We start from the raw sequence: 13,442 nt of genomic DNA on the forward strand, positions 1-13,442 counted from the left end.
GCCTTCAATCGTGACGCGGGCGCTGCCGGATTGAGCGACGCGCGACGCCTGTCTTTCCAGACCCGATGAGAGCCGGGCCAAATGCGCAAGAGTACCCCATGAACCTCCTGACAGATGACATCCCCCGCAAACGTCGCCTTCGCGCGGGTATGGTTGGAGGAGGACGAGGTTCCTTTTTTGCAAGCCGGCATCGAACTGCCATGCGGCTAACCAATCGTTTCGAACTGGTGGCAGGCGCGTTCTCGTCTGACCGTCACGCCTGCATTGAAGCCGGCCAGGCCCTAGGAGTGGCTTGGGACCGCACCTACTTCAGCTTCGGCGACATGGCAGCGGCGGAAGCGGCGCGCGATGATGCCATCGAAGTCGCGATTATCGTTACGCCCAACCATCTCCATTTCGAGCCATGCAAATTGTTTCTCGAAGCGGGGATTCCCGTCATCTGCGAAAAGCCACTGGTCCACTCATCTGAAGAGGCACGCGAGCTCCAGCGGATCGCTGCCGCAAACGAGACGTTCTTCGCTGTAACATACACCTATACAGGGTATCCAATGGTCCGAGACGCCCGCGCTCGCATCCGCGCGGGCGAAATCGGGCAGGTACGCTTCATGCATGTAGAGTACTTGCTGGAATGGTTGGTCAACGACCCCTCGAAGTTGGGCAAGGGCGGGGTATGGCGCGGCGACCCGGCAAAGGCGGGACCGACGGGCGCGCTGGGGGATATCGGAACCCACGCCTTCAACATCCTCGAATTTGTTTCCGGACTCCGGTGCACCGCACTCAACGCCAATTTGATGCGAACCGTCGACTCCTTCGGGCTAGACGACACTGACGTGATCCAGTTGGAGTTCGAGGGCGGCGCCAACGGCCTCTTGTGGTCCTCTCTTGCCGCTCCGGGCCACCGCAACGGCCTGCGTTTCTAGATCGTCGGCTCGAAGGCCACCCTCGAGTGGCGGCAGGAGGCCCCGGAGACACTCACTGTGTCCCGCCTCGGCGAAGGCGACCTCACCTATCGTCGCGGCCACGGCGACACGTCCTCGGACGCGCAACTCGCGACAAGTCTGCCGGCGGGCTCTCCTGAAGGTTACCTCGAGGCTCTCGCGGTTCTATACAGCGATTATGCGACTGCGCTTGAAGCCGGCCGAAACTGGCGAGGTGCGCTCCCGGTGCCGCTCGCAGACGTTTACGAAGGGCTGCGGGGCGTTCTGCTTTCCGAGATCAGCGTCAGTTCTTCAGCTTCCAAATCGTGGGTTGCCTTCCCCGGCTCCGAGCAGACGAGCCAATGATCTTCTATCGATCTTTGCCAAGGTGACACATGTCAAAGCTACCGGACTCATCATTCTTGCACCGTCTCGCTGATTTGGCGGATGCCGAGACGCTGCCCCGCTATATGGTCGACCTTGCCGTCGATACCAAGCCGAAGCCCGGATATAGATTCGATCCGGTGACCGAGGCTGATCGAGAAGCAGAAATCGCGTTGCGTGCCGCCATAATGGCGGAGTTCCCGGATCACGCTGTACTTGGCGAGGAATTCGGCGAGACGGGCGGCGGCGACTGGCGTTGGGTGCTTGATCCCGTGGACGGAACCCGACCTTTTATCTGCGGCATCCCCGTTTGGGGAACGCTCATCGGTCTGACGGTTCGCGGGCGCGCCGAGATGGGGATGCTCAGCCAGCCCTATATCGGCGAACGGTTCTGGGCGGACGCGACAGGCTCATGGCGCCAGCGCGCCGGTGAGCCCCAGCCACTCAGGACGCGTGGCATCGACACCCTCTCCGACGCCATTCTCCACACCAACTCCCCCGAACATTTTCACGGCGATCTCAAAGCTGGCTTCGAGCGGCTGAACAGCGCGGTCAAGATGACCCGGTACGGTGGGGAATGTTATGCCTTCGCCATGCTAGCGGCGGGCCGGATCGATCTGGCGGTTGAACCTTCCCTGCAGCCCTACGACATCGTCGCGCTGATCCCGATCATTGAGAAGGCAGGTGGTGTGATCACTCGTCTCGACGGCGGCCGAGCTGAGGAAGGAGGCCCCGTCCTTGCCGCCGCGACGCCGTCGCTGCATCGGTTGGCACTGAATGAACTCGTCCTGAACACCTAAACTGCAAGACATTCAAGCGATTGAACGGATAGCGTGAAAGTCGGGTTCGTCAAAGCCGAATATAGGGCCGACGAGTAGTGCTCTTAGTCGGTTCGCATTTCACATCTGGATCATGTCCGAACCGTCGCCCAGATATTGCAGCACTTCCCTCGGGATGCCTGGGTCGCTCCTGTCAATCACGGTAAGCTCCTTGAGGTGACTGCGTTGGAGCAAGCCCGGCCCCTTGTAGTGCAAGGCGACCTTCGTCGAATAGGGCTGTCGGAAGGCGTTGGCGGCAATGCCGCTGGCGATGCCGAACATGAAACGCTTCGCATTTCGTTTGACCTGGGCATAGACACCGAAGGTGAGCTCATTGCTCTGGATGCCTTCGAAATCAGCCGTAAACAGCCGGTCCGCAACTGGGAAGCTGAACCCGTAGTACTTGAAGACGTATTCCGTTCTTCCCGGCCTGTCGAAGCTGGGGAATCGCTCGATATAGTAATGCTGGAGAAAATTGTTATTCCGATAAAGGCAAAATGCCGATTTTAGAATGAAACCTTTATAGATCGACGAAAACTGATACCGGTCATAGACACCCAGGATCTCCGAATCCTGCACGCTTCCGTCGAAGACAATATTCGACAGGAAGTTGACAAACTCCGGTAGATGGCGCGCAGTTGACATCGCATGAAAAAAGTTGCCGTCAATGAGCGTCCTGAACTCCTCAGGGTTGGAGAAAAGGATCGGTACGCTCAGCCCGAAGAAATTCGCGATCGTGCGCAGATTGGCGCTGGACGGCACATGGGCGCCTGACAGATATTTGTTAAATTGTTGCCGGTTGACGTTTAATTTGCGACAAACAGCGGCGACAGACCCGTGGCGATCGCACAAGGTCCTCAAATTTGCCGCGAGCGCCGCGGTATCCCCTGCGATGTGGTTCACCTCGATCGCCTCCCCTATGACGCGAACAGACGCTATCTGTACGTCACTTTAATGCAGACTTCAACGAGATGCGAAGTTGGCTGCCAGAGGCGAATGCGCCCATACTTGGGGCCAGATCAGGAGCGCCCGGCATGGCAATTCACGGCAAGACTGGGTGGTCAGTTATGGGGACCGGCACCATTGCCACGGAGCAGATGGTCGCGGGCATCAGAGCGCAGGGGCATACTCCGTTGTGGGTGGTCAGCCGCCGAAAGATGGATGCAGCTCATTTCGCTCAGGATCTCGACATTCCGCAATGGACGACCAACCTGTCGGAGGCTCTCGGCGATCCTAAGGTCGAGTTCACCTATGTCAGTGCACGTCTGAGGCGGCGGGCCCATTACATCACCGCCGCGGCCAAAGCTCGCAAGAACGTCCTTTGTGACGGACCGATCTCCGAAAACAGCAAAGTGGCCGCTGAGCTTGCGCGTCTGTGCGACGCCGCCGGGATCGTGCTTGCGGTACATCAACCGTTCCGTGCGTCGGCCATACACCAGACCATGCGCAGACTGATCCTGGATGGTGACATCGGGAAGGTGCAATCGATCCTTCTTACCCGCGAGGGACCGTACAAGCCCGCAGCCAAGCGCAGAAAGGACGATCTCGACAACGAGGGCGACATCTATCTCGACATGTCCGTCGACGACATCGACCTTGCCAGGTTCCTGACGGGTGGAGAACCGCGCGAAGTCTCGGCCATTTGCACTGTTGCCGATGGCAGACCCAACCAGATTTCCTATTCCTTCCAACTCGACGATGGCAGTCTGTTTCATGCATTCGAAAGTTTTGCGATCGCCGACCTGGAAAGCACGGTTGTGGTGGCTGGAGATCGCGGCACGCTGATCGCCCACGGTACGCTGAATGGCAAGGCCTCGGGTACGCTCATGCGTCGGCACGCAGCCAAGAACGAGCTCGTGCCGGTTCGCGACGGGGATTCGCATGTTGCTGCAGTCGAGGACTTTGTCAGCGCCGGGGAGCGCAGGCTGACTTGGCTGGCACGGGGGTCAGATAATGTCGCCGCCCTGCGCGCCGCGGAGGCTTTGGCTAAGGCCGCCTCGAAGCGCCGCACCGCCACAGTTCAAGGAGGTCAGCCAACGAGGGGCCTCCTTAAGCGGGATCAATCTGCACAGGATGCTGCGGGCCAGTGACCCGCACCAGAAAGCGAGGACCAAGAGCGGCCTAGACGTGCCTGGTGTCACGGGATGGCTTCCCCGAATACCCCATTGCACGGGAGATCTGCCCTGCGATCTCGGCAATTCGCCCTCCGGTCGAGGGGACATTCTCGTCGGTAACACGCGCGATTGGTCCACTGATGCTGATGGCGCCGAGCGGGCGCCCCGATTGATCGAAGACGGGTGCACCGATGCAGCGTCCTCCTATGGCGGACTCCTCGTTGTCGATCGCATAGCCTCGCTCCCGGATAAGTGGAAATTCGGCACGCAATTGGTCGACTGTGGTGAGGGTGTTATAGGTGTAACGGGGCAGCCCCGGCTGCTTCAGCAGCACGTCCACTTCATGCGGATCAAGCCAGGCGAGAATCGACTTTCCGAGGGAAGTGGCGTGCCATGGGTTGACTACTCCCACGGATGCTCCCTGACGCAACGTCTGCATGGCCTCGATACAATCCACGACAACAACCTCGTGGCGCAGCCAAAGTGCGAAGCTTACCGTCTCGTTGAACTGTTCATGCAAGGTTTCCAGATAGGGGTGGGCTACCGTCCGAACGTCCCTGCGGTGGAGTGATTTCTGCCCAAGAATATAAAGCCCAATGCCCAGGACATAGCGATTTCCATTCACCTTTTCGATCAGCCCATGCCCGACGAGACTGGCCACATAACGTGACGTGGTTGGCAGTCCCAGCCCGACCTCGCGCGCGATCATCGACAGCGACATGGGCTGATCAGAGCGCTCAAGAACGCGCAAGACTGCAACCGCCCGATCGACAGCGTCGAAGCGGGCACTTTTTTCCTCGTCGGTGAACAGGTCGTTTGGCAAGATCGTTCCAGCGAATCCCGTGGCAATCGCCCCCTTGGTGCTCCAAGTCGAACCGGTCGTCAATTAAGTCGCGGCGCGGCGTCCAACAGCATTCTTGTGTAAGAGTGCTTTGGCGAACGCAGGACGTCATTCGTTCGTCCCGCCTCAACGATGCTCCCATCCTTCATGATTATGATGGATTGTGCAATTTCGGAGACCAGCGGCAGGTTGTGGGTTATGAAAAGCATCGCAAGGCCGTCCTTCTTCAGATCGAGCAGAAGCTCGACCACGGCCGCCTGAACAGACACGTCGAGAGCCGAAGTGATTTCGTCGCACACCAGAAGCTTCGGTTTGACCGCGAGCGCGCGGGCCACGGCCACGCGTTGACGCTCACCTCCCGATAGATCGCCCGGGTAAAGATTGACAACCCGTTGCGGTAATCGAACCCGGTCAAGAAGCGACCGCACTTCGGCACCGACCCTTGCTTTGTCAGCCAGCCCCGTCAGGCGAACGGCGCGGGCGATGCTTTGCGCGATCGATTCCTTTGGGTTGAGCGAGCGGTCAGGATTTTGGAAGACGATCTGCATGGCGCTCAAATCTGCCTTGGAGCGACTTGAGACGGCGAACGGCATCAAATGCCCCTCGAACAACAAGCCGCCCGAAGCGTTGCTGTGCAAACCGGTCACGCATCGGCCCGTAGTGGTTTTGCCGCTGCCGCTGCCGCCGACAAGGCCGACGCACTCGCCTTTGCCGACCGAGAATGAAACGCCGTGCACGACCTCGACGTGGCCATGAGCCGCGCGCAGGTTCTTCACCTCGAGGACGCTCTGGATTTTGGCACCGTCGGCCTCGGACGCCGCCGCAGGACCATCGGTTACCAGTCGTGGAATAGCGTCGAGCAGCATGCGCGTATAGTCGTCGCTCGGTGCTGCGAAGACCTGCCTGCGGCTCCCCTGCTCGACGATCCTTCCAGAAAGCATGACGGCCACCCTGTCGGCCACGACGTTCACAACCGCAAGGTCATGGGTGACGTAGACCACGCTGGCGCTGCTGGACTTGACCAGTCTCGCTATCAGCTCAAGGATCGTTTGCTGGGTGGATACGTCCAGGCCCGTGGTGGGCTCATCCATCACGATGACCTGCGGAGCCGTGACGAAGGCCATGGCAATTGCGATGCGTTGCAGTTGACCGCCGCTGAGCTCGAAGGGATAGCGTCTCAAAAACTTTTCATCGTCGGGGAGATCGACGCTCCGCAACGCGTCACGCATCAGTTGCTTCATGCCGGTGCCCGAATGGCCGTGCGCCGCAAGAAGCTCGGCCATTTGCTTGCCGACTGACATGCGGGGGCTGAAGCTCGTGGTCGGATTCTGTGGAACCAGCGATACTTTGCCGCCCTGGAAGGCACGTTTCCTCCGGCCCGAGAGTGAGAGGATGTCGGTGCCGCCAATCAAAATGTTGCCGGAGGAAATGCGCATTCCCGGCCGCGCAAAGCCTAGCAAACTCAAGGCGACTGACGTCTTTCCAGATCCCGATTCACCGATGATGGCCAGGACTTCACCCCGCTTCACATGAAGGGAGACGTCGCTGACGATTTCGCGGCCGTTGAGGTCATGCATGAAAAGCGATTGCACAACGAGCGGGATTGCTTCGGTCATTTCAAATCTCTTTCGACCGACCGACCGAGCGCGCAAAGCTGTCGGCAAGCACGTTGACGGCAACGGAGAAGGCAGCAATTGCCAGAGCTGGCGCGATTGCGATCCATGGCGAGATCGTGATGCCAATCCGGTTTTCGCTGATCATCAGACCCCAGTCGGCCGCCGGCGGTGGCAGGCCCAGGCCCAGGTAGCTTAGCGAAGCATAGAGGATGATCGACCCGCAAAGTCGGACCCCGAAGTCGGCCAGGACCGGTGTCAGCACGTTGGGCAGGATGTCAAGGAAGCAGATTGCGGCCCAGCTTTCCCCGCGCGCGAAGGCAGCTTCGACGTACTCGTTCTTTGATATGTCCATCGTGATCAGTCGCACGATACGGAAGATGCGGGGTGAATGCAGGATCACAATCCCTATGATGACTGTGGGCAGGCTTGGCCCGGTCGAGGCGAGAAGGACGAGAAGAAAGATGGCCGGCGGGAGCGCGTAGATCACGTCGGAAATGGCAATCAGAAAAATATCCAGCGGGCCTCGCCGCAGGCCCGAGTAGATGCCAAGCGGCACCGCGACTACATAGGCCGCCACGGTCGCGCAAAGCGCGACGACGAGCACAGTCCTCCCGCCATAGAGAAAGCGGCTGAAAGTGTCGCGCCCCAGGAAGTCGGTTCCGAGCCAATGCTCGTGGGTTATGGTCGCGAAGGGAGCCCCGACGATTTCATCGAAGGCGTACGGACTGAACAATGGTCCGAACGAGGCGAGGGCAACGATGATGACGACCAGGACCAGAGCGATGCGAGCTGCTGGCTTCGCCAGGGTCAGGCGCAGGACGGAGTGGCGCATACGGTCAATCTCTCCGGCTAGGTCGTACCGCGCGCCACGCGCAGCCTTGGATTAAGAAGAAGGATCAGCGCTTCGGACACCAGGTTGATAAGCACATAGGTCGCCGTGATGATCAGCGTGATGGCCAGCACTGTCGGCATGTCTCGGTTGATAACCGCTTCCGAGAGCGCGCTGCCGATGCCCGGCAGTTGAAAGACGGACTCGGTGACCACCACTCCGCCGGCCAACCAGGCCGCATTCAACGCGATCGTCTGGATGCTGGGTGTGATGGTGTTGGGAAGAACATGACGTAATAGCACCCGCGCGGGGCTTATGCCCCTCAGCCGTACCATATAGATGTATTCGGCGTTCAACACTTCGAGTGCCACCGCCCGCACCATGCGTACGACCTGGGCCAGCGTTGTGCCGAGCAGGGTCAGGACCGGCAAAATGAAAAGGGTCGATTGAGATGAAAGCGGAAGGCTGTCGTTGATCAGCGAAACCGGCGGCAACCAACGAAGATAAACCGCGAAAAGCACAATCAATACCGTGCCGATTACGAACTCAGGCAGGGCAACGGTCACGATTGTCGGAACCGATATCAGGTGGTCGGCCAATCTGTCTTTGTAGATCGCCGCGGCAACGCCGAGCACGAAGGAGAGCGGTATCAGCAGGAGCAGCGATGTGACCGTCAGTATCAGGGTGTTGACGGCCCTCGGCCCAATCGTCTCCCAGACTGGCCGGCCGGACGGAATTGACCGGCCGAAGTCGCCGGTGAGTGCGCCCCCGATCCAGCTGGCATATTGCACGACGGCCGGCCGATCCATGCCAAACTCGCGCCTGAGCGCCTCCACCGCCGAAGGGTCCGCCTTGGCACCGAGCGCTGCCCGGGCCGGATCTCCCGGCAAATATTGGGTCGCGGCAAAGACGACAATGGAGACGGCAAAAAGAGTGACGACAGCCAGGACTATTCTTGTCAACAGAAGCTGCAGCAAGGGTTTATTCAAGGGGTCTCACCTTCAGAGAAAGGGAGCCGCCGCGGCTTGGCTGGCCACGGCGGCTGCAGTTTACCCGAGATAGACGCTTTCGAACTGATAATAGCCGAGATTTCTCTGGGTGGAGGGAACGATATTCTTGACCTTGGCGCTGGCGGCGTCGAGAAGATCACGGAAGCCCCAGATGATGTAAGCTCCCTCGTTCCACAGGACCTTCTGAGCCTCCACATAATATTCGCGGCGCTTGGGGCCATCGAACGTGGTTCTTGCCTTGCTTACCCACTTGTCGAACTCGTCACTGGTCCAATCCGGTTCGTTCCAGTAGGCACCCCGGGCATAGCCTTGGCCGAACTGGGATTCGAGAGTGTGCTGTCCCCAATCCGAACTGCCCATCTGCGTCTTTTTGAAGTTCGGGCCGGAATAGTAGCTGTCGGGCGGCACGACCAGAAGTTCGATGTTGACGCCGATCTTCTTGGCCTGGTTGGCGATGAGCGTAGCCGACGCCTGCATGCCTGGAGCGGCATCCGAGGTGTAGAGGGTGATCGCCTGGCTATTGTCAAAGCCCGCCTGCTTGAGCAGCGATTTCGCCTGATCCGGGTCGTAAGCGCGTTGCGGCAGTTCGGAGGCGTAGTCCGGATCCGTGATGCAATGCAGGTCGTTGCCAATCCTGCCATATCCCGACAATGCGTTGTCGAGCAGTTGCTGGCGGTCGATCATGAGCCGGAACGCCTGGCGGACGCGCACGTCCGTAAAGGGTTTCAGGTTCGTCATCATGAATTGGTCGGTCGTGGCACCGCTCTTCGAGCGCAGCAGGGTGAGTGCGGGATTTGCTTCAATCAGGCGCGCAAGACTTCCATCGAGCTGAGCCACGGCATCGACCTGGTTGGCCACCAGCGCATTCATGCGCGCGGTCGGGTCGTTGATCGCGATGAATTCGACCCCATCGAGATATGGCTGGTCGGGCGTGCGATAGTTATCGCTGCGTGCCAGCGTCACCCGCTGACCGCGGGACCATGACACAAACTTGAAGGGCCCGGTCCCGATCGGCTTGTCGAAGTCGGTCGTGCCGTCCTTCATGAGGAACATGACCTTGCTGCCCAGCACTTGCGGCAGCAGCGCATAGGGCTGCTTCAATTCGACTTCGACCGTATTGGGGTCAAGCGCGCGTACCCCTTTCGGCTCCATGAGCGGCGCCAGGTTGGGGTAGGCATCGGCCTTGTTGTCGGAATTGAGGATGTACTGGATGGTGTAGACGACGTCCTTGGCCGTGAAAGGCGCGCCGTCATGCCAGACCACACCTTTCTTGAGCTTGATTTTCCAGACGTTGCCCTCGGCGTTGTGAGTGAAGTCATCCGCCAGCTTGTTGTAGAGATTGCCATCCTTGTCGAAGTCGGTGAGCCGGTCGAAGATCGACTGGGCGACGGCGAAATCCATATCGCCTGTCGAGATGAAGGGGTTGAGCGACGATTTCGCCCCGGCTGCGCCTAGACCGACGCGGAGCGTCCCTCCCCGCTTCGGTTCATCGGCCAGGCCCGGGCGAAGGCCCGCCCCGGCAAGCATCATACCGGTGCCCAACATCAAGCCTGTCTTCAGCACATCGCGCCGCCCGATAAGCGTCGAATCTGCCTTTGGGCGATTTATGTCCTTGCTCATTCCACATTCCCTCCTGTTTAGATGGTTTTCTTCGGCTTATTCATTCAACCAAGGGACGGAGCGCCCGCGCTGGCCACGGCTTAGGCAAGCAGTCCTGCAAGCTTGAGGGCCTTCAGGATGTTTTCCTGGTCCTGCTTGGCCAGGTTGCCATTGGGCTTGCGCGGTTCACCCACCTTGCGGCCTTGAGCGTTGATGGCAAACTTGATGCGGGCGGGGAAATTCACGCTCTTGGTCATCTCCCGTGCGAGCGGCGCGATCTTGTCCGTCAGCTTCCGGCCAAGGACGTAGTCGCCCGCTGCGTGGGCGGCGAAGATCTCCCCGTACTGTTTCGGGATGACGGTGTTGATGCCGGAAATCGAGGCCTGCGCCCCAAACAGAAAGCTCGCAATGTTCACGCTGTCCGCGCCAGCGGCAATGGCGACCCGGTCGCCGACGGTCTGGACGAGTTCCGTCACCGGCTCCAGCGCCACTTCCTTCACGCAGATGACTTCGGGCAGTTGGGCTACGCGCTGCATGACGGCAGGGGGGTTGAAGAAGTGGTTATAGTAGATGATGGGTAGAGAGGTCGCCGCCCCAACATCCTGGATGAACTTGTCCAGCCCCTCCCCCGATGGGGTATTATAGATTGGCGGCCCAAGCATCAGCGCACAGGCGCCGGCCTGCTTGGCTAGCAGACCACGCTTGATGGCGTCGCGGGTTGTGGTTGTGATTATCCCTGCGATTACGCGCAGCTTGCTGTTGGCCGTGGCTGTTTCCACCAAGAGCTCGAGTTCTTCTGCGGAAAGCTCATCCCCCGAACCTGTGCTTCCGCCGACCACGGCAAGGCGAATGCCAGCGCTTTCCATGAACCGAAGCTCACCCTTGAAGAGATCCAGGTCGAGATCACCATCGGGTCTAAACGTCGAAACGAGCGGCGGGATGATCCCCTTGATCTCGTCCTTTTGAAGCACAGTCGCCATTGCAGTTCCTTATTTCACCTAGTGAAAGTCACTATTACTGGAATGAACATCCTGCGAAGCGCGGAGCTTGTCAAGGGGCTTTCGCAATGACGGCGCTGAATGACCGAGACAGGCTTGCTGCGCTTGGTTTTCAGCCCGCCGAACCCGTTCGCTGGTCAACAGGCATCTTCGTGCGGGGAGCAGTGAAGCCGGCCATAATGCGACGCGGTCGGAGCACCGATCTTGTGGCGCAAGACGAGAATGCACACAGCGGGGTCATGGCATGAGTTGCGCGGGCTTGGTGGCAACCAAATCCCGCACTACACCCTTTGCGACCTTTGCACTCCTGGCGCGGCGATCGCGCTTGTGCTCAAGGCCCCGTACCTCGGCCGATCCGTAAGGATCACTGTTCTTGCGACCTGGAAACAGGCCACCCCCGTAACGCGACGGCGTGACATCCGTGACCCCGATCACAGTGTCCTGCCCCATCTCGCATCACCGTCGGCGTCTGGCAGGGAAAGCGATGCGGACGACCATAAAGGACGGTCAGTCGCTGTTTGCCCGACCGAGATCGATGATATGAGACGAACTGGCGCAGCTGTCCTCAACGGCCAAAGTACGGTCAGCTATTGTCCGTTGCGCAGATCGCTGATCTTGGCGACAGAAAGCCTGACGTCCGAGAAGACGGCGGTCGTCCCCTCGCCCGTCGGCGATTGAACGCCAAGTCCCATACGCACCGGCCGCCTTGCTACACCGGGCAGAGTGAACCAGCGCAGGAAATTCCAGTATTTGCCGTCTTCCGAAAAATGGAACGCGACCGTCTCGCCATCGCAATAAGCACGCAGCCACACGTGGGCGCCGGAATGACGAGGACCGTCCGAGTCGTCGGATGTGCCGCGCGTCACCACGCTCACGATGGTCGGCTTACGCGCGGCAGAAAATTCGAAGGCGACCTTTGCCCAATTGTTGTCGTCACATTCGATGAAGATCGCGCCGGCATCGTAAGCAGAGGCGAAGTCGACAGAGACCCTGGCAGACAGCGCAAAATGCTGCTCGTCGATCTCGCGCACCAATCGCGTGACATTCGCGGCCCGGCTTTTGCCGCTCGGGGCGAAGAACCAGTCCGTGTTCGCGTTGGCCCGCAGCCGCACCGAGGCGTTCTCGATTGCCGCGGAGCCGTTGTCAGCCCCCTCAACGCGCATGCTGTCGAGCTTCATGTTTTTTCCTTCACTTCAACAAATTCCGCCGAGAGCCGGCCGGTTTTGACCGGCTTAAACAGCGCTGAGAACGGCACTCGGCGCCAATGCTTGATATCGTCCGCGAAGCGCGCCAAGGATCGCCGAATTCAGGGGTGGAGTTCTATGGCGAGCCACACCGAATCGGTATCCGCGTAGTAGCGGTGCCATGGGTAGGCCCACTCATTCTTGCCGCTGACCCTGCAGAAGGGGTCATGCGAATAACCGACCGGCATCACAACGTCTTCATAAATTGTCGTTTCGTCACGAAGTCGAAACTTCTGCATCCGGCCGGAGCCGTGGATTTGCGTGTGTGTTTCAAGGAAGCGATGCTCATTGTGAATGAAGCAGTCAGTGTCTCCCGGCGACCACCAAAGGTTCAGCTTGAGCGTGAACGTCTGCGGGGAGCCGGGTGCCGCGCGCTCGTTGGTGAATACCAAAGGATCGGTGCTGACCGTGCCGATCTCATCCTGCGGGGAAATGAACAGAGGCGTGTCGCGTGGGAAACTCTTGATTCGATTGCCAAGCCAGTCCCAGCCGCGGAACATGCACCCCCCGAGATTGGTGGCTTTTCGCACCTTCAGAAGCGCCGCCCGTTCCGCGGATTTGATTTGCCCGCCCTTCAGCCATGTCGATTTCCAGGCAGGCACGATCGCCGGATGCTCATCTCCGGTGATCATCGCGCTGGGGCTGACATTCACAACGACAGCGTCTTCAACGGGATAGTCGTGGACATCTTCGACGACCTTGGCGAAGATGAAGTCGTCGGCAAACGAAAGGTCTCTCGTCTGGTTCGGCACGGTTTTGTCGTCCATCATCAGGGTAACCTGAGCCCGACCACACCACAATGCGGACGCCAAAAGAAGTGCGCGTCTGGACGATTCTTGTCGTAACTTGACGTCAATTCTGCGCCATATTGCGAAGTGCGCCGGTCCCGGTGGGTAAGCCGGCAATCGGGTGTCTTCGAAAGACTGGCTCTCAGGGCGCCAGCGATGCCAGGCAAAGAGTGACCTCACCACAGCGAACTTTCTCGCTCGGCGCGTCACATTGCTTCCATGTTCCATGCGTTGCGAACTTGTCATGAGCTCTCGATGTTTGCCTACTGGGCGAGATTGGCAGA

At 59.5% G+C, this 13,442-nt stretch carries 14 protein-coding genes; 5 read left to right on the forward strand and 9 right to left on the reverse strand.

Features of this window, described 5'->3' with window-relative positions; translation table 11 throughout:
• Positions 1-98: 98 nt before the first annotated feature.
• From P9217_RS02570 to hisN, 3 genes are read left to right on the forward strand one after another with little or no spacing between them, the layout of a single operon-like run.
• A complete protein-coding gene (locus P9217_RS02570; protein ID WP_278086717.1) occupies positions 99-920 on the forward strand; it encodes a Gfo/Idh/MocA family oxidoreductase in 822 nt (273 codons plus the stop codon).
• Positions 921-977: 57 nt separating this feature from the next.
• Positions 978-1,283, forward strand: a complete 306-nt coding sequence (locus P9217_RS02575) for a hypothetical protein (RefSeq protein ID WP_278086716.1) — start codon at positions 978-980, stop codon at positions 1,281-1,283.
• Between the two features lie 29 nt (positions 1,284-1,312).
• The gene (hisN, locus tag P9217_RS02580) at positions 1,313-2,101 is read left to right on the forward strand and encodes a histidinol-phosphatase (RefSeq protein WP_067330584.1); all 789 of its coding nucleotides are present in this window, start codon (positions 1,313-1,315) and stop codon (positions 2,099-2,101) included.
• Between the two features lie 99 nt (positions 2,102-2,200).
• Here the strand turns inward: hisN and P9217_RS02585 are convergent, their stop codons facing one another.
• Entirely contained in the window at positions 2,201-3,022 is an 822-nt protein-coding gene (locus tag P9217_RS02585) for a helix-turn-helix transcriptional regulator (RefSeq protein ID WP_127227974.1), read from the reverse strand.
• 131 nt (positions 3,023-3,153) lie between these two features.
• On the opposite strand from P9217_RS02585, the gene P9217_RS02590 reads away from it, so the two are divergent.
• Positions 3,154-4,209 (forward strand): Gfo/Idh/MocA family oxidoreductase, encoded by a 1,056-nt coding sequence (locus P9217_RS02590; protein WP_278086715.1) that lies wholly within the window; start codon positions 3,154-3,156, stop codon positions 4,207-4,209.
• A 31-nt stretch (positions 4,210-4,240) separates the two neighbouring features.
• Here P9217_RS02590 and P9217_RS02595 read toward each other — a convergent pair whose 3' ends face one another.
• The 3 genes from P9217_RS02595 to P9217_RS02605 are packed head-to-tail and all read right to left on the reverse strand — an operon-like array spanning position 4,241 to position 7,294.
• Positions 4,241-5,056 (reverse strand): IclR family transcriptional regulator, encoded by an 816-nt coding sequence (locus P9217_RS02595; RefSeq protein WP_278086714.1) that lies wholly within the window; start codon positions 5,054-5,056, stop codon positions 4,241-4,243.
• A gap of 59 nt (positions 5,057-5,115) precedes the next feature.
• Positions 5,116-6,690 carry an ABC transporter ATP-binding protein gene (locus P9217_RS02600; RefSeq protein ID WP_245460562.1) on the reverse strand — a complete coding sequence of 525 codons (1,575 nt, stop codon included), beginning with the start codon at positions 6,688-6,690 and terminating at the stop codon, positions 5,116-5,118.
• Position 6,691: 1 nt separating this feature from the next.
• Positions 6,692-7,294 (reverse strand): ABC transporter permease subunit, encoded by a 603-nt coding sequence (locus P9217_RS02605; protein ID WP_278086713.1) that lies wholly within the window; start codon positions 7,292-7,294, stop codon positions 6,692-6,694.
• A 63-nt stretch (positions 7,295-7,357) separates the two neighbouring features.
• Between P9217_RS02605 and P9217_RS02610 the strand changes: the two genes are divergently transcribed.
• Complete coding sequence (locus P9217_RS02610; protein WP_278086712.1) at positions 7,358-7,543, forward strand: hypothetical protein; 186 nt, start codon at positions 7,358-7,360, stop codon at positions 7,541-7,543.
• Here the strand turns inward: P9217_RS02610 and P9217_RS02615 are convergent.
• The 5 genes from P9217_RS02615 to P9217_RS02635 all read right to left on the reverse strand — a co-directional run bounded on the left by P9217_RS02615 (position 7,540) and on the right by P9217_RS02635 (position 13,140).
• Positions 7,540-8,496, reverse strand: coding sequence for an ABC transporter permease (locus P9217_RS02615; protein ID WP_245418846.1), 957 nt, complete (start codon positions 8,494-8,496; stop codon positions 7,540-7,542). The genes P9217_RS02610 and P9217_RS02615 overlap by 4 nt on opposite strands.
• 72 nt (positions 8,497-8,568) lie before the next feature.
• On the reverse strand, positions 8,569-10,149 hold the full coding sequence (locus P9217_RS02620) for an ABC transporter substrate-binding protein (RefSeq protein ID WP_278086711.1): 1,581 nt from the start codon (positions 10,147-10,149) through the stop codon (positions 8,569-8,571).
• A gap of 80 nt (positions 10,150-10,229) precedes the next feature.
• Positions 10,230-11,108, reverse strand: a complete 879-nt coding sequence (locus P9217_RS02625) for a dihydrodipicolinate synthase family protein (protein ID WP_278086710.1) — start codon at positions 11,106-11,108, stop codon at positions 10,230-10,232.
• A 605-nt stretch (positions 11,109-11,713) separates the two neighbouring features.
• Positions 11,714-12,304, reverse strand: coding sequence for a DUF1349 domain-containing protein (locus tag P9217_RS02630; protein ID WP_245322552.1), 591 nt, complete (start codon positions 12,302-12,304; stop codon positions 11,714-11,716).
• A gap of 128 nt (positions 12,305-12,432) precedes the next feature.
• The gene (locus tag P9217_RS02635; protein ID WP_245432974.1) at positions 12,433-13,140 is read right to left on the reverse strand and encodes a hypothetical protein; all 708 of its coding nucleotides are present in this window, start codon (positions 13,138-13,140) and stop codon (positions 12,433-12,435) included.
• Positions 13,141-13,442: the final 302 nt, after the last annotated feature.

The sequence above is a fragment of the Mesorhizobium sp. WSM4989 genome (genome assembly GCF_029625795.1).
Lineage (GTDB): Bacteria > Pseudomonadota > Alphaproteobacteria > Rhizobiales > Rhizobiaceae > Mesorhizobium.

Coding starts and splice junctions, on each gene's coding strand:
- P9217_RS02630 (WP_245322552.1), bottom strand. CDS start 12,304: ATGAAGCTCGACAGCATGCGCGTTGAGGGGGCTGACAACGGCTCCGCG.
- P9217_RS02620 (WP_278086711.1), bottom strand. CDS start 10,149: ATGAGCAAGGACATAAATCGCCCAAAGGCAGATTCGACGCTTATCGGG.
- P9217_RS02610 (WP_278086712.1), top strand. CDS start 7,358: ATGCTCGTGGGTTATGGTCGCGAAGGGAGCCCCGACGATTTCATCGAA.
- P9217_RS02625 (WP_278086710.1), bottom strand. CDS start 11,108: ATGGCGACTGTGCTTCAAAAGGACGAGATCAAGGGGATCATCCCGCCG.
- P9217_RS02590 (WP_278086715.1), top strand. CDS start 3,154: ATGGCAATTCACGGCAAGACTGGGTGGTCAGTTATGGGGACCGGCACC.
- P9217_RS02600 (WP_245460562.1), bottom strand. CDS start 6,690: ATGACCGAAGCAATCCCGCTCGTTGTGCAATCGCTTTTCATGCATGAC.
- P9217_RS02570 (WP_278086717.1), top strand. CDS start 99: ATGAACCTCCTGACAGATGACATCCCCCGCAAACGTCGCCTTCGCGCG.
- P9217_RS02635 (WP_245432974.1), bottom strand. CDS start 13,140: ATGATGGACGACAAAACCGTGCCGAACCAGACGAGAGACCTTTCGTTT.
- hisN (WP_067330584.1), top strand. CDS start 1,313: ATGTCAAAGCTACCGGACTCATCATTCTTGCACCGTCTCGCTGATTTG.